Genomic DNA, 17814 nt, shown 5'->3' on the forward strand with positions numbered 1-17814 from the left:
CCCGCGCCGAGGATCTGCCGTCATCATCTGACAACGGAGCCCCCGCCGACTGCTCAACAGCCTTCAGCGCGGCGAGCCGCCCTCATCATGCGCCGCGCCATGGTGCTCGATCGAACGCTGACTATGCGATCTCAGCCCAGAGAATCCCAGAACCGGGTGAGGACGGCGGCGCCCGCGGCCGGATCCTGCACCATCCACCAATGCCCCAGTCCCTCAAGCACTTCCGTGCGCGCCCCGGCCCGTTTGGCCGCGCGGTGCCGGCTCTCGGTTGAACCGACGTAGGTGTCCTCGGTGGCGAATATGGACATCCCCGGGCGGGCCGCCGCGTTTTCCAGCGCGCGACCGGCCTCGGCCATCGCCGGCTGGGTCGCCGATCGGTAGACCGCGAGGATGGCGCGGCCCATCTCCGGGCCGTGCGCCTGGGCAATGGCGGCCGCGACGTCGGCGGGCATGCCCATCGGCCCCACCTGCGCCACCCAGTCCTCCACCGACCCGCCCATCATGGTGTCGACGAGCTCCTCCCCGGCGTCCGGCGTCTGCCACACCTGGGCCAGGTCGTGCCAGACGTAGTCGGGGTCGAAGATCCCCAGGACGTCGCTGACCCAGCTGCGCACCAGTTCGGGACGGTGCATCACCGCATTGACGACGTGCCCGCCGCCCCAGTCGTGGCCGACGAGGTCGATCGGGCCGTCGATCTTTTCCAGCTCGGCCTCGAGCCAGTCGCGGTAGGCGAGGTAGGTGGCGGGGAAGTCGTCGGGCAGCGGTGCGCCGAACCCCGGCGGCGACAGCCGCACCACGTCGTCGCGCCCGAGGGCGTCGACCAGCGGGCCCCAGATCGCATCGCTCTCGGGATTGCCGTGCACCAGCACGATCGTCATCGCGCCCTCCTTATATACGGGGAAATGAAGGGAACTGTAGACGGCTACCGCCCCGGGCACGTGGATTCGTCCGGCGATCCCCCGGCGCCGGCGTCATGTTGTGGCCGGTGCCGGATCGCCGAACGACTCGCCGCCGCGATGCCATTGTTGGCCGAATACGACGCACTTTTGTCCGTATCCACGCGTCCGGCGCCGTGCGCAGGTACGCGAAAAACCATAAAACGATTCGTAAAGCCTCGTTTCGGCCGCAACCCCAAGTCCACAAGTATTGCTTAGAAGCCGAGCGTCGAGTGATCAAGAAATGTTCGACTTTTGAATGCAAAGTGCAAATTCAGGCCGGGGTCGACTTAACGCGTCGTCTGTTGCCGCACGACGTCATCGCCCCTGTAATAACCACTGCCGTATGACGTTTCGTCAACGGCGGCCACGCACGTTGAGAAATACGCGGCCGAGGATTTCGCCCAGATACTAGTAATTTGACCGCCTTACCAAATAGTGTTCCCTGCACGTCGCCGTCGACTATTGGGAGCAGCCATGTCGTCGTTTGTGTTCGCCACGCCGGAGGCTTTGGCCGCAGCTTCAACGAATCTGACGGGGATAAGTTCGGCTATCCAGGCGGCCAATGCGGCCGCCGCGGCGCCGACGACGCAAATTATGGTGGCGGCCGGCGACGAGGTGTCGGCCGCCATCGCCGCGTTGTTCGGCAATCACGCCCAGCAATATCAGGCACTCAGCGCGCAACTGAAGGCCTACCACGATCAATTCGCGCAGGCATTGTCCGGCGGCGCGGGAGCGTACGCATTTGCCGAGGCGGCCAATGCCTCGCCGCTGCAGACGATAGAAAACGACGTGCTGGGCGTCATCAACGCACCCAGCCGGCTGCTGACCGGGCGCCCGCTGATCGGCGACGGCACCAACGGTGCGGCGGGCACCGGGCAGGCCGGCGGGCCCGGCGGATGGCTGTCCGGCAACGGCGGCAACGGCGGCTCGGGCGCGCCCGGGCAGGCTGGCGGCAACGGCGGCAGCGCCGGGCTGTTGGGCCAGGGCGGGGCGGGCGGCGCCGGCGGCGGCGCCACGGTGTCCGGCGGGAACGGCGGCGCCGGCGGGGCCGGCGGCGCGGGCGGGCTGTTCGGCGGCAACGGCGGCGCCGGCGGGGCCGGCGGCGCGGGCGCGGCCTCCACGACGGGTGTCGGTGGCGCCGGCGGCGCCGGCGGCACCGGCGGTGCGGATCGGGCGCTGATGGGCTGGTCCGGGGGCGCGGGCGGCGCCGGCGGGGCCGGCGGGACCGGTGCGTCCAGCACCGCAACGGCCGCCGCGGGCGCGGTGGGCAGCAGCGGATTTGCCGGCGGCGCCGGCGGAGCCGGCGGCGCGGGCGGCGCCGACCCGGGGCTGCTGGGCGCGGGCGGGTTGATGGGCACCGGCGGCGCGGGTGGGGCCGGCGGCCTGGGCGGGCAAGGCGGCACGGGCGGCACCGGCGGGACCGGCACCACCGGCGTGAGCCTCGGTGCGGGCGGCGCCGGCGGGTTCGGCGGCGACGGCGGCGCCGCCGGGATCGGCGGGGCCGGCGGTTCGGCCGGGTTCATCGGCACGGCCGGGCACGCCGGCGGCGCAGGTGGCGGCGGGGCGGGCGGTCAGGGCGGACAGGGCGGCGCCGGCGCGCAAGGGGCGATCTCCGCGGGGCCGGGCCAAGCCGGCGGCCAGGGCGGCCAGGGCGGCGCCGGCGGACAGGGCGGGGCGGGCGGTGCCGGCAACGGCGGCGTCAACGGCTCCGGCGGGCAGGGCGGCCAGGGCGGCGGCGGCGGCCAGGGCGGCATCGGCTACGCCGACGACGGCACCAACCCCGCCACCGCCGGAGGCACCGGCGGCACGGGTGGCGGCGCGGGCCTGGGCGGCGCGGCCGGAACCGGTGGCGCCGGCGGCACCCAGGGCCCGTCGGGCGCCGGCGGCCGGGGCGGCACCGGTGGCACCGGCGGGGCGGGCGCCCAGGGGGCCACCGCACCCTTGTCCACCCAGACCGGCGGCCAGGGCACCCAGGGCGGCGACGGCGGTCAGGGCGGGCAGGGCGGCGCCGGCAACGGCGGGACCAACGGCAGCGGTGGCACCGGCGGTGACGGCGGCGTCGGTGGCCAGGGTGGCACCGGCTACGCCGATGCCGGCACCAACAACGCATCCGCCGGCGGTGTCGGTGGCACCGGCGGCGGGGCCGGCTTGGGTGGGTCGGTCGGCTCCGGCGGTAGCGGCGGCCACGACGGCAGTGCGGGCACCGGTGGTCAGGGCGGCCAGGGCGGCACCGGGGGCGCGGGTCTCGACGCGAGCGCGACGGCCGCCGACGGCCAAATCGGCGCCATGGGCGGGAACGGCGCCGGCGGCGGCCAGGGCGGCCAGGGCGGCGCGGGCAATGGCGGGACCAACGGCAGCGGTGGCATCGGTGGCACCGGCGGCCAGGGCGGCCAGGGGGCCCAGGGCGGCGCCTACGCCGGGGCCGCCACCCACGCCGGTTACGGCGGCGACGGTGGCAGCGGCGGCGGGGGCGGGCAGGGTGGCGCGGCCGGTTCCGGCGGCACCGGCGGCGCGGCCGGCGCCGGCGGCGCGGGCGGCCAAGGCGGGCAGGGCGGCCAAGGCGGCACGGCCCCCCAGTACGGCACGGCCGCCGGCACCGGCGGCCAGGGCGGCGCAGGCGGACAGGGCGGACAGGGTGTCACCGGGCCCGCCGGCACCGCCAGCTCCAGCGGCGGCCAGGGCGGCCAGGGCGGCGCGGGCGGTGGCGGCGGCACCGCCACGAGCAGCGGAACCAACGGCTTCGGCGGCACGGGCGGCACCGGCGGCCAGGGCGGACAGGGTGGCGGCGGCTACGCCGACGACGGGACCGACGACGCCGGCGCGGGCGGCGGCGGCGGGGCCGGTGGTCAGGGCGGCGCCGGCGGCGCGCCCGGCACCGGCGGCCAGGTCTTCAGCGGCGGCGGCAGCCGGGGCGGCCAGGGCGGCCAGGCCGGCGACGGCGGTGCGGGCGGTGCCGCCAGCGGGGCCGGTCACACGGCCGGCCAAGGGGGGTCGGGCGGCCAGGGCGGACAAGGCGGCCAGGGCGGCGACGGGCCGGCCCTGTATTACGCCGCTCAGGGCGGTGGCGGCGGCCAGGGCGGCGCCGGCGGCGCCGGCGGCGACGCCTCGGCGGGTGCCGCCAACGGCGACGGTGGGGCCGGCGGCCAGGGCGGCACCGGCGGCCAGGGCGGCACCGGCTACACCGACGACGGCACCGACGACGCGGGCAGCGGCTTCGACGGCGGCATCGGCGGCACCGGCGGGGCCGGCGGCGCGGCCGGCGCCGGCGGCACGGGCGGCGCGGCGGGCACCGCGGGCACCGGTGGCACCGGCGGCCGGGGCGGCACCGGCGGCGCCAACAACACCGCGAATGGCGTCGCCGGCTTCGGCGGCGCCGGCGGGACCGGCGGCCAGGGCGGCGCCGGCGCCGACGCTGTCACCGCCGGAGGCAACGGCTACGCGGGCGGCCAGGGCGGCCAGGGCGGCGCCGGCGGGACCGGCGGCGACTCGATTGCCGCCGGCACCAACGGACTTGGCGGCGCGGCCGGCGAGGGCGGCCAGGGCGGCCAGGGCGGCACCGGCTTCGCCGACACCGGGGCCGACGACGCCGGCTCGGGCGGCGCCGGCGGCCTCGGGGGAACGGGCGGGGTCGGCGGCGCACCCGGCGCCGGAGGCCAGGGCGGCACCGGCTATGCGGGCCAGGGCGGCCTGGGTGGCCAGGGTGGAACCGGCGGCACCGGCGGCACCACCGATATCGGCGGCCACACCGCCGGCCTCGGCGGCCAGGGCGGGCAGGGCGGCCAGGGCGGCGCCGGTGTCGACGGCTATGGCGGCGCGGCGGGCTACGGCGGCGACGGCGGCACCGGCGGCTTCGGTGGCGACGCGCTGGTCGCCACCGCCACCAACGGCAGCGGCGGGCAGGGCGGGCAGGGCGGCACCGGCGGCACCGGCGGCGTCGGCGCCCCCGACGACGGCGCCAACCCTGGGCTCCTCGGCGGGTTCGGCGGGTCCGGCGGGCAGGGCGGCACCGGCGGCCAGGGCGGCGCGACCGGGATCGGCGGCACGGGCGGGCAGACGGGCGCCGCCGGCGTCGGGGGCACCGGCGGTCACGGCGGTCAAGGTGGCGTCACCAGCTTTGCCGGGCACAGCGGCGGCTACGGCGGCACCGGCGGCCAGGGCGGCCAGGGCGGTGCCGGGTTCAGCGCCACCGCCGGCCAAACCGGCTCGGACGGCGGCCAAGGCGGCATGGGCGGTGACGGCGGCACCGGCGGTAACGCCGTCACCGGGGCCACCAGCGGCGTCGGCGGCAACGGCGGGCAGGGCGGCACCGGCGGCCAGGGCGGCGACGGCTACACCGACGACGGCAGCAACGACGCCACCTCCGGCGGAGCCGGTGGCGCCGGCGGCCAGGGCGGCCTGAGCGGCCTACCCGGCACCGGCGGCAGCGCCTCCCCCTACGCCAGCCAGAGCGGCACCGGCGGCCAGGGCGGGCAGGGCGGGCAAGGCGGTAGCGCCGCAGCCGCCGATCACACGGCCGGCGCGGGCGGTCAAGGCGGCCAGGGCGGCCAGGGCGGCACGGGTAACAGCGACGCCTCCTCCAGCTACGGCGGCTACGGCGGCAACGGCGGCGCCGGCGGGCAGGGCGGCACCGGCGGCAATACCGTCACCGGAGGAACTAACGGCGGCGGCGGGAACGGCGGCCAAGGCGGTGTCGGCGGCACCGGCGCCGACGGCTACAACGACGACGGCACCGGCGATGCCGGCTTCGGCGGCGGCGGCGGCACCGGCGGACAAGGGGGCCAGGGCGGGGCGGTCGGCACCGGCGGCGCCGGAGGGGCCGCCGGCGACGGCGGGGCCGGCGGCATCGGCGGGCGGGGCGGACTCGGCGGCAACGGCATCAACAACCAGTACAACCAACCCGCCTTCGGTGGGTTCGGCGGTGGCGGCGGACAGGGCGGCGCCGGTGGGCAGGCCTTCGCCGGTTCCACCAACGGCAGCGGCGGCCAGGGCGGGCAGGGCGGCGCCGGCGGCATGGGCGGTACCCCGCCCGACCAAACCGGCAGCAACAACGCCCTGATGGGTGGTACCGGCGGGGGCGGCGGCCAGGGCGGCGCCGGCGGTGACGTGGGCACCGGCGGCACCGGCGGACACGCGGGCGCCGGCGGCCAGGGTGGCACCGGCGGTCAGGGTGGCCAGGGCGGTACCGCGATCCTCGTCGGTGGCACGGCCGGCGACGGGGGCTTCGGCGGCTTCGGCGGTCAGGGCGGCGCCGGTGGCGCCGGCCCGGCGGGCGTCGCCGCGGGTGCGGGCGGGGCCGGCGGGCTCGGCGGCACCGGCGGCACGGGCGGCAGCGCCCTCGCCGGCGCGATTCACGGCCACGGCGGCATCGGCGGCGGCGGTGGCCAGGGTGGCCAAGGTGGCGCCGGCTTCGCCGACGACGCCAGCAACGACGCCGGCGCCGGCGGTCAAGGTGGCGACGGCGGACTGGGCGGCGCCGGCGGCGCGTCCGGCATCGGCGGCAACTCGCCGACCTTCGGGTTGATTTCGTCCGGCGGCCCGGGCGGCCAGGGCGGGCAGGGCGGCCTGGGCGGTTCGGCCGCCGCGTCGGGTGACACCGCCGGTGCGGGGGGCCAGGGCGGGCAGGGCGGGCAGGGCGGCGTCGGCGGCGCCAGCGCGGCCGGCGGCGTCGGTGGGTTCGGCGGCGACGGCGGCCAAGGCGGAGAGGGCGGCGCCGGCGGCGCCGCGCTGGTCTCCGGCGCCATCAACGGCACCGGCGGACACGGCGGGCAAGGCGGGCAAGGCGGCGAGGGCGCCGCCGGCTACACCGACGACGGCACCAACGACGCCGGGTTCGGCGGTCACGGCGGGGCGGGAGGCCAAGGCGGGCAAGGCGGCGCGAGCGGGACCGGTGGAACCGGCGGCGTCGCGGGCGTCGGCGGCGACGGCGGCACCGGCGGTGCCGCCGGTGCGGGCGGCGGCGCCACCGTCGGCGGCGATCACGCCAGGAGCGGCGGAGGGGGCGGCCAGGGCGGCGCCGGGGGCATGGGCGGCACCGGCCCGGCCGGCGGTATCAGCGCCGACGGCGGCCACGGCGGCCAGGGCGGCGCCGGCGGCGCGGGCGGAACCGCCGTCTCCGGCGCCACCAACGGCAGCGGTGGCGCGGGCGGGCAGGGCGGCGTCGGCGGCCAGGGTGGCACCGGCTACACCGACGACGGCACCAACGACGCCGGTAATGGCGGCACCGGCGGCGACGGCGGCCAGGGCGGCACCGGCGGTGTCGCGGGAACGGGCGGCAGCGGCGGCAACGTGGGCGCCGCGGGAGTCGGCGGCCAGGGCGGCCAGGGCGGCACCGGCGGCGGCACCACCACCGGCGGTGACAATGTCGGCATGGCCGGTCAGGGTGGTGCCGGCGGCCAGGGCGGCACCGGCGCCAGCGGCGTGGCCGCCGGCATCTCCGGCGGCACCGGCGCCCAGGGCGGCCAGGGCGGCACCGGCGGCACCGGGGGTTCCAACACCGCGGGCCAGGCCGGCACCGGCGGCCAGGGTGGCCAGGGCGGCCAGGGCGGCACGGGCGGCGACGGCGCCGTCAGCGGCGGCTCGGGCGGCACCGGCGGTACGGGTGGCACGGGCGGTACCGGGGGCGTCGGCTCCAGCGCCGGCTCCGGCACCGCGGGCCAGGGCGGTGTAACGGGCACGTCCGGCAGCGGCCCGTCCGGCGCCACGGGTGGCGTCGGCGGCGACGGCGGCGGTGGCGGCGGCGGCGGGGCCGGCTCGCCCTAGTTAGCTGCTCGGCCCCAGCGCGTAGGCGCCGGTCTCCGGGTGGTGATACCAGCCGCTCGCGGCGTGCGTGCCGCCGTCGACGTGGATCGTCTGCCCGGTGATGTAGCTGGACATGTCGGAGGCGAGAAACACTGCCGCGCCGGCCATTTCGTCGACGTGTCCCGCGCGTCCCATCGGGACGGTGCAGCCGATGCGCTCCTCGGCGCCCGGCGGCGCCATCCGCCGAATGCCTTCGGTCATGGTGATGTCGGGCGCCAGGGCGTTGACCCGGATGCCGTGTGGCGCAAGCTCGAGCGCCGCGGTCTTGGTGTAGTTGATGACGCCGGCCTTGGCCGCCGCGTAGGTCGCGTACCCGGGCGCGGCGCGCACGCCCTCGATCGAGGTGACGCTGATGACGCTGCCCGGCAGCTCTTGTTCGACAAGGATTCGGGCCACCCGCTGCGTGCACAGGTACACGTGGCGCAGGTTCGACTTATACAGTGCGTCCCAACCGTTTTCGGTGGTGTCGAGAATTCCCGACCAGAACACCCCGCCGGCGTTGTTGACAAGGATCGTCACCGTGCCGAGTTCGGCGGACGTCTGCGCCAGCGCGGCGTCCACCGCGGCGGCATCGCGCACGTCCGCCGGGATGCCCAGCGCGCCGATCTCGGAAGCGGCCGACGCGCACGAGTCGGGGTCGCGCTCCCAGATCGCGACCCTCGCGCCGAAGGCCTTCAGCCCGGCCGCGATCCCGCGCCCGATGCCCGCGCCGCCGCCGGTGACCACCGCGACGCGGTCGGTCAGCAGAACGCTTGAGGGGTCCAGTGTCATGGCGCTCAATATAGGGCCCGCGCGCCGGAATTCATCGCTCGCGCAACAGGAACAGGCCGTAGGCGGCGATCGACTGGGCGTCGACGAGGATCCCGGTGCGCATCATCTCCTCGACCTCGTCGCGCGCGAACCACGCGCTGCGCATGTCCTGCTCCTCGTGCTCGCGGTCCGTCTCGCCCTCGACGATGCCGGTGGCCAGGAACGCCCAGCCGCGCTGGCTGCTCATCCCGGCGGCCACGTCGAGCAGGCCGAGCGCCTCGAACGTCGTGGCGCGCAACCCCGTTTCCTCGCGCAACTCGCGCTCGGCCAGCTGCTGCGGCTCGGCCTCGGCCAAATCTGGCGCGCTGCCCTGCGGGAACTCCCAGCGCCGCGCGCCGAGGGGATACCGGTACTGCTCGACCAACCGGAAGCGGTGCCCGTCGTACGGGATCACCAGCGCGTAGGTCGGCTTGTCGACCACGGCGTAAATGCCCGGGCTGCCGTCCGGGCGGCGGATGTCGTCCTCGCGCACCACCAGCCACCGGTTTCGGTAGACCTCGCGGGACGCCACGCATTCGATGAAAGGCACGCAGCCAGTATCGCGGGCCAGCACCGCGAGCAGGAGTAGCGTCCCAAGCCATGCCATCCCACGAAGCGATCGCCAATACGGTCAACCGCTATCTCACGCTCGTCGCCGACGGCAAGGCCGACGACATCGTCACGCTGTACGCCGAGGACGCCACCGTCGAGGACCCGATCGGATCCGAGCTGCGGCGCGGCCACGACGCGATCCACGAGTTCTACGCGGCGTTCCAGGACGCCAAGAAGGAGACCGAGCTCGCCGAGTTGCGGGTCGGAACCGGCGAGGCGGCGTTCTTCTGGCACCTGACGCTGGACGCCGACGACACCCGCACCCGGATCTCGCCCATCTCGACGATGACGTTCGACGAGGAAGCCAGGATCACGTCGATGCGGGCGTTCTGGTCGCCTTCCGACGTCCGGGTGCTGTAGTCGGGTGCGACGCCAGATCATCGTCAGCGGTGACGACGCCCTGGCGACGACGATCGCCGAGGAGCTGAAGAACGCCGGCGCCAGCATCGTCGAGCTCGAGCCGCACGAGCTGGCCCACGCCGACCTCACCCGCGCGGGCGCCGTCGTCTGCGCCGGGGACGACGACGCGGCCAACCTCGAAATCGCCTTGCTGGCAAGGAAAGCCAGCCCCGACGTGCGGGTGGTGGCGCGGCTGGCCAACGACGTGCTGCGCGAGGCGGTGGCCGACGACAACGGGCCCGGCGCGATCCTGGACGTCGCCGATCTCGCGGCGCCCTCGGTCGTCGAGGCGTGCCTGGCCCACCACACGCACCCGTTCGAGGCGGCCGGCATCAAGTTCGTCGTCTCCGACGCCGAGGCACCCCGCGACGGAACGCTCCGCGAGATCTACGGCGACCTGGTGCCGGTCGCGGTGACCCACGGCGAGCACTCCCCCGCCCCGGGCGCGGTCGTGGCGTGCCCGGGGCGCGACCTGCCGGTGCACGCCGGGGACTGCACGTCGATGATCGGCACCGAGGACGAACTGGGCGCCCGCGGCATCGAGGTTCCCCGTCCGACCGCGACGCGCTCGCACCACTCCTGGCCACGGCGCATCCTCGACGCCGCGCGCGCCTTCCGCGACGACGTCAACCCGATGTTGTTCCCCTCGTTGATGATCGGGCTGACCCTGATCCTCGGGTCGACGGTCGTGGTGCGCCTGTCGTATCGCCCCCGGCTGTCGTGGATCGACGCGCTGTACTTCACCTGCGAGACGATCACGACGGTGGGCTACGGCGAGTTCGGCTTCGCCCAACAAGCCCCCTGGCTCCGATTGTTCGGCGTCGCAATGATGTTCACCGGGATCACGATCACCGCGCTGCTGGTCGCGTTCCTCGCCGACCTGCTGCTGTCACGCCGCTTCGTGCACTCGGCGGGGCTGCGCCGCGCGCGCCACCTGCGCGACCACGTCGTGGTCGTCGGGCTGGGCTCGTTCGGCATCCGCGTCGTCGGCGACCTGACCGCCGCCGGCTACGACGTCGCCGTCGTCGAGCGCGACGAGAACAACCGCTTCCTGTCGACGGCGGCCGACCTCGAGGTGCCGGTGATCTTCGGCGACGCCACGCTGCGCAAGACCCTGGAGGCCGCCCGCGTCGACCGCGCCCGCGCGGTGGCGGTGCTGACCCAGGACGACATGGTCAACATCGAAACCGGGATCGTGCTGCGCGAGATGCTGGGCCCGCGGGTGATGCCCGAGGTCGTGCGGCCCGACGTGCCGATCGTGCTGCGCATCTTCGACCGCGCGCTCGGCGCCGCAGTGGCGCAGCGGTTCGGTTTCGAAAACGTCCGCTCCACAGTGGAATTGGCCGCGCCGTGGTTCATCGGGGCCGCGATGGGCCTGCAGGTGCTGGGGACGTTCTGGGTGGGGCAGCGCTCGTTCATGGTCGGCGGGATGCACGTCGCGGCCGGCAGCGAGCTCGACGGGCTGCGGATGTTCGAGCTGTCCACGCAGACCCGCGTCATCGCGATCACCCGCCGGGACGCGGCCGACCAGCTGCACCCGCGGCGCGACGCCCGGCTGCGCGCGGGCGACACCGTCTACCTCGTCGGGCCGTACCGGGAGCTGCTGGCGACGCTGCGCAAGGGGCAGCCGCCGGTCTAGATGTTCGTTGCGACGTCGGCGGCGCGGCGCACCTGGTCGAGGTCCGAGCTCGTCGTGATGAGCTGCACCTCGTCGGTGCCGATTGCCTCGAACTTGCGCAGCACCGCCAGCAGCTCGTCCTCGCTGCCGGCGAAGCCGGTCGCGGGCGCCATCGCGTCGACGTACTCGGCCGGGATCCAGTTCATGTAGCGGCGCAGGTGGCGGTGCATCTGGGCGCGGGCCTGGTCCCCGAGGGCGAACCAGAACGACGTCGCCAGGTGCGGCGCGGGCCGGTTGGCCTCCGCCCACGCCTGACGCGCCACGTCGAACAGCTCGCCCTGCTTGGCGACGTCGAGGTCCAGGGTGGTGCCGGCCAGCCCGTCGGCCCAGGCCGCCGCGCTGCGGATGGTCTTGGGCCCGATGCTGCCGACCAGCAGCGGCGGCCCACCGGGCTGCACCGGCGGCGGCCCGACCGGCAGCACCGACTCGGTGAGCTTTTCCCCGGCCCACACCCGCTTCATGACCGCCACGCGCTCGGCCATGCCGCGGATCGTCTGGGTCGCGAGGTCGGCGCCGACGGCGTGATAGTCCTCGTGGCGGCCGCCGACGCCGACACCGACGCCGAGGCGCCCACCGCAGAGCAGGTCGCCGGTGGCCAGGGCCTTCGCCAGCATGACGGGGTGGTGCAGCTGCGGCACGATCACCGTCGTCACCAGCCGCACCCGCTTGGTCCACGCGGCCAGCGCGCCGAGCAGCGTCAGGTTGTCAGGGTTGTCGAACGTGATGCGCTCGCCCCAGCACAGCGACGAGAACGGGCCCTCGTCGATGGCGCGCGCCCACGTCTCCAGCACCGTCGCGTCCAGGTCGGGCTCCATCACCGGCATCGTCATCGCTATTCGCACAGAGGGGATTCTGGCACCATGGGGTGGATGGGTTTCACCAGCACTTCGATCGCGCACGTCCGGTTGACCGTCACCGACATCGAGCGATCCCGGCGGTTTTACGAGAGCGTCTTCGGTTGGCCGGTGCTGCTGGAGGTCCCCGAGAACGCCAGTGAGGCCGTGCGCAACCAGTACGGCTTTTTGTTCGGCGGCGTCATCTACGACCTCGGCGGCACGCTGCTGGGGCTGCGGCCGGTCGCCACCGACCGCTTCGACGAGGACCGCGTCGGCCTCGACCACATCGCCTTCCGGCTGTCCACCAAGGCCGAATTAGACGCCGCCACAGCCCATCTCGACGAGATCGGCGTCGAGCACGAACCCGTCAAAGACATCGGGCCGTCGTACATCCTGGAGTTCCGCGACCCGGACAACATCGCGTTGGAGCTGACGGCGCCGAAGTAGGGGCTCTTGTTTGGCCGCCGCCAAGGCTCGAGCGTCCGCAAAATGCCGGGCCGCGCGGCGTGTCACCGTACAAACACGGGCGCTCGCGGGGAGGGGTGCGGGGGCGTAGACAGTAACCATGGCGATCGCTTTCAACCACACCATTGTCGCCGCGCGCGACAAGCGCGAGTCCGCGGAATTCCTCGCTGAACTGTTCGGGCTGGCCGAGCCGACGGCGGCCGGGCGCTTCATGGCCGTCACGCTCGAGCACGGCGCCACCCTCGACTACGCCGACGCGCCCGAGGGCCAGGAGATCCGGCGCCAGCACTACGCATTTCTGGTTTCCGAGGACGACTTCGACGCCATTTACGGCAAGATCACCGCGCGCGGCCTGCCGCACTGGGCGGACCCCCGTCAACAGCGGCCGGGCGAGATCAACCGCCGGGACGGCGGACGCGGCGTGTACTTCCTGGACCCGTCCGGGCACGCCATGGAGATCCTGACGCGGCCGTACGACTCCGGCGGCTAATTCGTCCTCGGCGGCACGCTGCTGGGGCTGCGGCCGGTCGCCTCCGACGGCCTCGACGAGGACCGCGTCGGCCTCGACCACGTCGCGTTCCGGCTGTCCACCAAGGCCGAATTAGACGCCGCCACAGCCCATTCGACATGATTCGGCGGCGAGCCGCGCGAGCGTCCGCAAAATGCCGGTCCGCACGGCGTGTCACCGTACAAACACGGGCGCTCGCGGGGAGGGGTGCGGGCGCTCGCGGGGAGGGGTGCGGGCGCTCGCTAGTTCCCGCCGCGCGGTGAGCCGTGCCGCACATGCTCCTGGTCGCGATAGTCGTCGGCGAACTGCGCGACGTGCTTGGGCAGATCACCGGCCGCGACGTCGGCCACGCTGGTTTCCTCCAGGACCGAGCGCATGCTGGCCCGCAGCGCCCGCCACACGTCGGCCAGCGGCGCGGTGGGCCCGGAATACGGCAAATCACCGAGCCCGATGTCGCGGACGCTGGCCAGCGGGCCGTCGATGCAGCGCAGGACGTCGGCGATGCTGATCTCGTTTGCCGGCCGGGCCAGTTCGTAGCCGCCCTCGCGGCCGCGATGGCTGCGCACCAGGCGATCGGTGCGCAGGTTGGTGAGGATGTCGACGAGAAATTGCGGCGGTATGCCCTGCGCCTGGGCCAGTTCGTCGGTGGTCACCAGCGTGCCGCTGGCGGCCGTGGCCAGCTGGACCATCGCCCGCACCGCGTACTCCGCTTTGGCCGACATCCGCATGTGAGGATTGTGCCACCCATCACGCGGGGTGCTTACGGGCGCAACTGCAGCAGGTCGATGACCAGCTGCGCCTGCTCGTCGACGCCGCGGTCCGGCGTGAGGCGCAGATCGGGGTTCTCCGGCTGCTGATACGGGCTGTCGATGCCGGTGAAGTTCGCGATCTCGCCGGCACGCGCTTTGGCATACAGCCCCTTGGGGTCGCGCTTCTCGCAGTCGCCAAATGGCGTGTCGCAGAACACCTCGAAGAACTCGAAACCGGCCTCGGTGTGCACCTTGCGGGCCATTTCACGATGCTCGGCCAGCGGGCTGATGGCCGGCACCAGCACGGTCTGGCCGCAATCGGCCAGCAACACCGCCACATGCGCCAGCCGCCGCAGGTTCTCCGCGCGGTCGGCCATGGAAAAGCCCAGGTCGGCGTTCAGCCCGTGGCGCAGGTTGTCGCCGTCGAGAACGTAAGCGGAAACACCACTTTCGAGCAGCATCCGCTCGACCAGCACGGCCACCGTCGACTTCCCGGACCCCGACAGGCCGGTGAACCAGATCGTCCTGCCCCGCGGCCGCGCCTCGGCGCCGACGAGCGACTTGTGCCGCACGGTGTTGGGGCTGGACGTCTGCACCGAGACGTCGCGCAACACCATGCCCGCCGCCACCGTGCCGTTGGTGTTGGGGTCGATGAGGATGAACGAACCGGTGCTGGAGTTGCGGGTGTACTCGTCGAGCAGCAACGGAACCTGGGTGCGCAGCGAGATGCGGCCAAGCTCGTTGAGCTGCAACGCCGTTGCGGCCTTGTCGCGGTGCAGGGTGTTGACGTCGAGCCGGTACTCCAGCGCGGTCACCCGCGCGCGCGTGGTGCGGGTGGTGTGCTTGATGACGTAGTCGCGGCCGGGCTCCAGTGCCGACTGGTCGGCCATCCAGCACACGGTCGCATCGAAATCCTGCGTGACCCGGGGCTGGTTGTGGGTGCGAGCGATCATGTCGCCGCGCGAGATGTCGATGTCGTCGGCGATGCTCACCGAGACGGCCATCGGCGGAAACGCCTCGTCCACAGGGCCATTGGTGCCCTCGATCGCGGTGATCCGGGTGGTCTTGCCCAGCGGCAGCACCACCACCTCGTCGCCGGGGCGCATCACGCCGCTGGCGACGGTGCCGGCGTAGCTGCGGTGGTCGCGGTGCTCGTGGGTCTGCGGCCGGATGACGTATTGGACCGGGAACCGCACGTCGACCAGGTTGCGGTCACCGGCGATGTAGACCTCCTCGAGGTGCGACAGCAACGCGGGCCCCTCGTACCACGGCGCGCTGTCCGACTTGGTCACCACGTTGTCGCCGTTGAGCGCGGAGATCGGGATGGTGGCGACGTCCTGCACGTCCAGCCGCGCCGCGAAGGCGTGGAACTCGTCGCGGATCGCCTCGAATTTCGTTTTGTCCCAGTCGATCAGGTCCATCTTGTTGACCGCCAGCACGATGTGCTGGATGCCCAGCAGCGACGCCAGGAAGGCGTGCCGGCGCGACTGCTCGAGCAGGCCGTGGCGGGCGTCGACGAGCACGATCACCAGCTGCGCGGTCGACGCGCCGGTCACCATGTTGCGGGTGTACTGGATGTGGCCCGGGGTGTCGGCGATGATGAATTTCCGCTTGGGCGTGGCGAAATAACGGTAGGCGACGTCGATGGTGATGCCCTGCTCGCGCTCGGCGCGCAGGCCGTCGGTCACCAGCGCCAGGTCGGTGTAGCCGTGGCCGCGCTCCTTGGACGTCTTTTCCACCGACGCCCACTGGTCCTCCATCACGGCCTTGGAGTCGTACAGCAGCCGCCCGATCAGGGTGGACTTGCCGTCGTCGACGGAGCCGGCGGTCGCGAGCCTGAGTAGCGTCGTCATCAGAAGTAGCCCTGTCGTTTGCGGTCTTCCATTCCGGCCTCGGAGATGCGGTCGTCGGCCCGGGTGGCCCCGCGCTCGGTCAACCGTGACACCGCCGTCTCGGCGATGACCTCCGACACCGTGGAGGCCTCGGATTCCACGCAACCCGTGCAGGTGACGTCGCCGACGGTGCGGAACCGCACCGTCGCCTCGAACACCGGCTCGTCGGCGCGCGGCTGCAGGTGCCGGTCGACGGCCAGCAGCATGCCGTCGCGGCTGAACACCTTGCGCCGGTGGGCGAAATAGATCGACGGCAGCTTGATCTTCTCGGCGCCGATGTAGGACCAGATGTCGAACTCGGTCCAGTTCGACAGCGGAAAGACCCGGATGTGCTCGCCCTTGTGGTGGCGACCGTTGTAGAGGTTCCACAGCTCGGGCCGCTGCGCCTTGGGGTCCCACTGCCCGAACTCGTCGCGGAAGCTGAACACCCGCTCCTTGGCGCGCGCCTTCTCCTCGTCGCGGCGCGCCCCGCCGAACGCGGCGTCGAAATTGTTCTCCCGGATGGCCCGCAGCAGGGTCACGGTCTGGATCGGGTTGCGCGACGGGATCGTCTCGACCACCCGGCCCGCGTCGATGTCCTCCTGCACCGAGGCGACCACGAGCCGCACCCCGTGCTCGGCGACCAGCTCGTCGCGGGTGGCGATCACCTCGTCGAAGTTGTGGCCGGTGTCGACGTGCATCACCGGGAACGGCAGCCGCCCGGGCCGGAACGCCTTGAGCGCCAGATGCAGCATCACGATGGAGTCCTTGCCGCCGGAGAACAGCAGCACCGGCCGCTCGAATTCCGCGGCCACCTCCCGGATGATGTGGATCGCCTCGGCCTCCAGCGAGCGCAGATGGCTCAGCTCGTATTGGCCGGCGGCGGGGCCCGCCGTGACTGTCATTGGCTACCTCGTAGATCTCTGGTAATCTTGGCCGAATTGACCATCTTTATGGTCATTGCCATCTATGGAACCAGCCGTCGCCGCCGGTGTCAATGCGTGGAGCGGTCTTGGTCGGCGCCCGGCCGGTGCGAAAGCATGGACGCATGACAACCGAAACGCCGAGCGGCCGCGACGTGATCGCGCAATTCATCCCGCAATCGCCTTTTGTCGTCAAGCTGGGCATCGTCGCGGAGGAACTCGGCGACGACGAGGTCAGGCTGCGGCTGCCGTGGGACCCGTCCAACGTCACGCTCGGCGACATGGTGCACGGCGGTGCCATCGCGACGCTGGCCGATCTGACCGTCATGGCCGCGGCGTGGTGCGGTGTCGACGCTCCCCCGCAGCTGCGGGGGGTGACGGTGTCGATGGCGCTGGACTTCATGGCGCCGGCGCGGGCCACCGACGTGATCGGGGTGGGCCGGGTGCTGCGGCGCGGCCGGTCGCTGGTCAACTGCGAAGCCGAGATCGTCGACCCGGCGGGCACGTTGGTCGCCAAGGCGCTGGCGACGTACAAGGTGGGCTGAACGGTTAGACGGTGACCTCGTCGAGCCTGCCGGTGGCGACGTCGAAGACGAATCCGCGCGCCGTGGAGTGCAGCGTCACGAACGGGCTGTTCTCGATGCGGCGCAGCGACTGGCGGACGTCCTCGGCGACGTCGGGGAACGCCTCGGCGGCCCACCCGGGCTTGAGGCCGGTCTCGTCCTGGATGGCGCGCTTGAAGTCGTCGTCGGTGAATGTGAGCATCCCGCAGTCGGTGTGGTGGATGAGGATGATCTCGCGGGTCCCCAGCAGCCGCTGGCTGATGGCCAGCGACCGGACGACGTCGTCGGTGACGACGCCGCCCGCGTTGCGGATGACGTGCGCCTCCCCCTCGTTGAGGCCGAGCAGGCGGTAGACGTCCAGCCGGGCGTCCATGCACGCCACGACGGCGACGTGCTTGCCCGGCGGCATCGGCAGCGGGCCCTCGAACGCACTCGCGTATTCGGCGTTGTTGGCCAGGTATTCGTCGGTAACGGTCACTCGCGCCTCCTCGGGGTGTCGCGGTGGATCTTAGTTGCCGGCCAGGCGCGGTTCACGGGTAAAAATCACGGGGCACCGATGTCCCATCAGTCACTTGAGTCACCGCGGGGAGGGAGTGCTGCGAATGCCCGCCTCACAGCGACAAACCCGCGGGGGTGCCGCGGGCCGGGCGTCTCGACACAACGCGGCGTGACCCGCCCCCGCCCG

Annotated in this window: 13 protein-coding genes and 2 pseudogenes; 7 read left to right on the forward strand and 8 right to left on the reverse strand. The window is 73.7% G+C overall.

Annotated features, from left to right (window positions below; genetic code table 11):
* Positions 1-131: 131 nt before the first annotated feature.
* Positions 132-878: an alpha/beta fold hydrolase gene (locus AC5Y43_RS24165; protein WP_499976913.1), complete on the reverse strand. Its 747-nt coding sequence runs from the start codon at positions 876-878 to the stop codon at positions 132-134.
* Between the two features lie 534 nt (positions 879-1412).
* Here AC5Y43_RS24165 and AC5Y43_RS24170 point away from each other — a divergent pair.
* Positions 1413-7697 (forward strand): PE family protein, encoded by a 6285-nt coding sequence (locus AC5Y43_RS24170; RefSeq protein WP_499976918.1) that lies wholly within the window; start codon positions 1413-1415, stop codon positions 7695-7697.
* On the opposite strand, the gene AC5Y43_RS24175 is transcribed toward AC5Y43_RS24170, so the two are convergent.
* Together AC5Y43_RS24175 and AC5Y43_RS24180 are read right to left on the reverse strand one after the other, a co-directional pair.
* On the reverse strand, positions 7698-8507 hold the full coding sequence (locus AC5Y43_RS24175; RefSeq protein ID WP_499976921.1) for an SDR family NAD(P)-dependent oxidoreductase: 810 nt from the start codon (positions 8505-8507) through the stop codon (positions 7698-7700).
* 31 nt (positions 8508-8538) lie between these two features.
* Positions 8539-9132: an NUDIX domain-containing protein gene (locus AC5Y43_RS24180; RefSeq protein ID WP_499976923.1), complete on the reverse strand. Its 594-nt coding sequence runs from the start codon at positions 9130-9132 to the stop codon at positions 8539-8541.
* On the opposite strand from AC5Y43_RS24180, the gene AC5Y43_RS24185 reads away from it, so the two are divergent.
* Together AC5Y43_RS24185 and AC5Y43_RS24190 are read left to right on the forward strand one after the other, a co-directional pair.
* Positions 9126-9497 carry a nuclear transport factor 2 family protein gene (locus AC5Y43_RS24185; RefSeq protein ID WP_499976926.1) on the forward strand — a complete coding sequence of 124 codons (372 nt, stop codon included), beginning with the start codon at positions 9126-9128 and terminating at the stop codon, positions 9495-9497. The two genes, AC5Y43_RS24180 and AC5Y43_RS24185, sit on opposite strands and share 7 nt — an antisense overlap.
* 4 nt (positions 9498-9501) lie before the next feature.
* Complete coding sequence (locus AC5Y43_RS24190) at positions 9502-11175, forward strand: NAD-binding protein (protein WP_499976929.1); 1674 nt, start codon at positions 9502-9504, stop codon at positions 11173-11175.
* Here AC5Y43_RS24190 and AC5Y43_RS24195 read toward each other — a convergent pair.
* Entirely contained in the window at positions 11172-12044 is an 873-nt protein-coding gene (locus AC5Y43_RS24195; RefSeq protein ID WP_499977000.1) for an LLM class flavin-dependent oxidoreductase, read from the reverse strand. The genes AC5Y43_RS24190 and AC5Y43_RS24195 overlap by 4 nt on opposite strands.
* A 39-nt stretch (positions 12045-12083) precedes the next feature.
* On the opposite strand from AC5Y43_RS24195, the gene AC5Y43_RS24200 reads away from it, so the two are divergent.
* The 3 genes and pseudogenes from AC5Y43_RS24200 to AC5Y43_RS24210 all read left to right on the forward strand — a co-directional run.
* Entirely contained in the window at positions 12084-12497 is a 414-nt protein-coding gene (locus AC5Y43_RS24200; RefSeq protein WP_499976931.1) for a VOC family protein, read from the forward strand.
* 118 nt (positions 12498-12615) lie between these two features.
* Entirely contained in the window at positions 12616-13005 is a 390-nt protein-coding gene (locus AC5Y43_RS24205) for a VOC family protein (RefSeq protein WP_499976935.1), read from the forward strand.
* A 6-nt stretch (positions 13006-13011) separates the two neighbouring features.
* A pseudogene (locus AC5Y43_RS24210) lies at positions 13012-13137 on the forward strand (VOC family protein); the annotation flags it as partial.
* Positions 13138-13265: 128 nt separating this feature from the next.
* Here the strand turns inward: AC5Y43_RS24210 and AC5Y43_RS24215 are convergent.
* The 3 genes and pseudogenes from AC5Y43_RS24215 to cysD form a co-directional block, all read right to left on the reverse strand.
* Positions 13266-13751 (reverse strand): Rrf2 family transcriptional regulator, encoded by a 486-nt coding sequence (locus AC5Y43_RS24215; protein WP_499976938.1) that lies wholly within the window; start codon positions 13749-13751, stop codon positions 13266-13268.
* Between the two features lie 32 nt (positions 13752-13783).
* Positions 13784-15625, reverse strand: a complete 1842-nt coding sequence (gene cysC / locus AC5Y43_RS24220; RefSeq protein ID WP_499976941.1) for an adenylyl-sulfate kinase — start codon at positions 15623-15625, stop codon at positions 13784-13786.
* Positions 15625-16610: pseudogene (cysD, locus tag AC5Y43_RS24225) on the reverse strand (sulfate adenylyltransferase subunit CysD). Before cysD ends, cysC begins: the two are co-directional and overlap by 1 nt.
* Positions 16611-16721: 111 nt before the next feature.
* Here cysD and AC5Y43_RS24230 point away from each other — a divergent pair.
* Positions 16722-17111, forward strand: a complete 390-nt coding sequence (locus AC5Y43_RS24230; RefSeq protein ID WP_499977002.1) for a PaaI family thioesterase — start codon at positions 16722-16724, stop codon at positions 17109-17111.
* Between the two features lie 4 nt (positions 17112-17115).
* Here the strand turns inward: AC5Y43_RS24230 and AC5Y43_RS24235 are convergent, their stop codons facing one another.
* Complete coding sequence (locus tag AC5Y43_RS24235) at positions 17116-17607, reverse strand: beta-class carbonic anhydrase (protein WP_499976943.1); 492 nt, start codon at positions 17605-17607, stop codon at positions 17116-17118.
* Positions 17608-17814: the final 207 nt, after the last annotated feature.

It is taken from the genome of Mycobacterium sp. NGS57 (genome assembly GCF_059812405.1).

Coding starts and splice junctions, on each gene's coding strand:
- AC5Y43_RS24165 (WP_499976913.1), bottom strand. CDS start 878: ATGACGATCGTGCTGGTGCACGGCAATCCCGAGAGCGATGCGATCTGG.
- AC5Y43_RS24170 (WP_499976918.1), top strand. CDS start 1,413: ATGTCGTCGTTTGTGTTCGCCACGCCGGAGGCTTTGGCCGCAGCTTCA.
- AC5Y43_RS24175 (WP_499976921.1), bottom strand. CDS start 8,507: ATGACACTGGACCCCTCAAGCGTTCTGCTGACCGACCGCGTCGCGGTG.
- AC5Y43_RS24185 (WP_499976926.1), top strand. CDS start 9,126: ATGCCATCCCACGAAGCGATCGCCAATACGGTCAACCGCTATCTCACG.
- AC5Y43_RS24180 (WP_499976923.1), bottom strand. CDS start 9,132: ATGGCATGGCTTGGGACGCTACTCCTGCTCGCGGTGCTGGCCCGCGAT.
- AC5Y43_RS24195 (WP_499977000.1), bottom strand. CDS start 12,044: ATGACGATGCCGGTGATGGAGCCCGACCTGGACGCGACGGTGCTGGAG.
- AC5Y43_RS24200 (WP_499976931.1), top strand. CDS start 12,084: ATGGGTTTCACCAGCACTTCGATCGCGCACGTCCGGTTGACCGTCACC.
- AC5Y43_RS24205 (WP_499976935.1), top strand. CDS start 12,616: ATGGCGATCGCTTTCAACCACACCATTGTCGCCGCGCGCGACAAGCGC.
- AC5Y43_RS24215 (WP_499976938.1), bottom strand. CDS start 13,751: ATGCGGATGTCGGCCAAAGCGGAGTACGCGGTGCGGGCGATGGTCCAG.
- cysC (WP_499976941.1), bottom strand. CDS start 15,625: ATGACGACGCTACTCAGGCTCGCGACCGCCGGCTCCGTCGACGACGGC.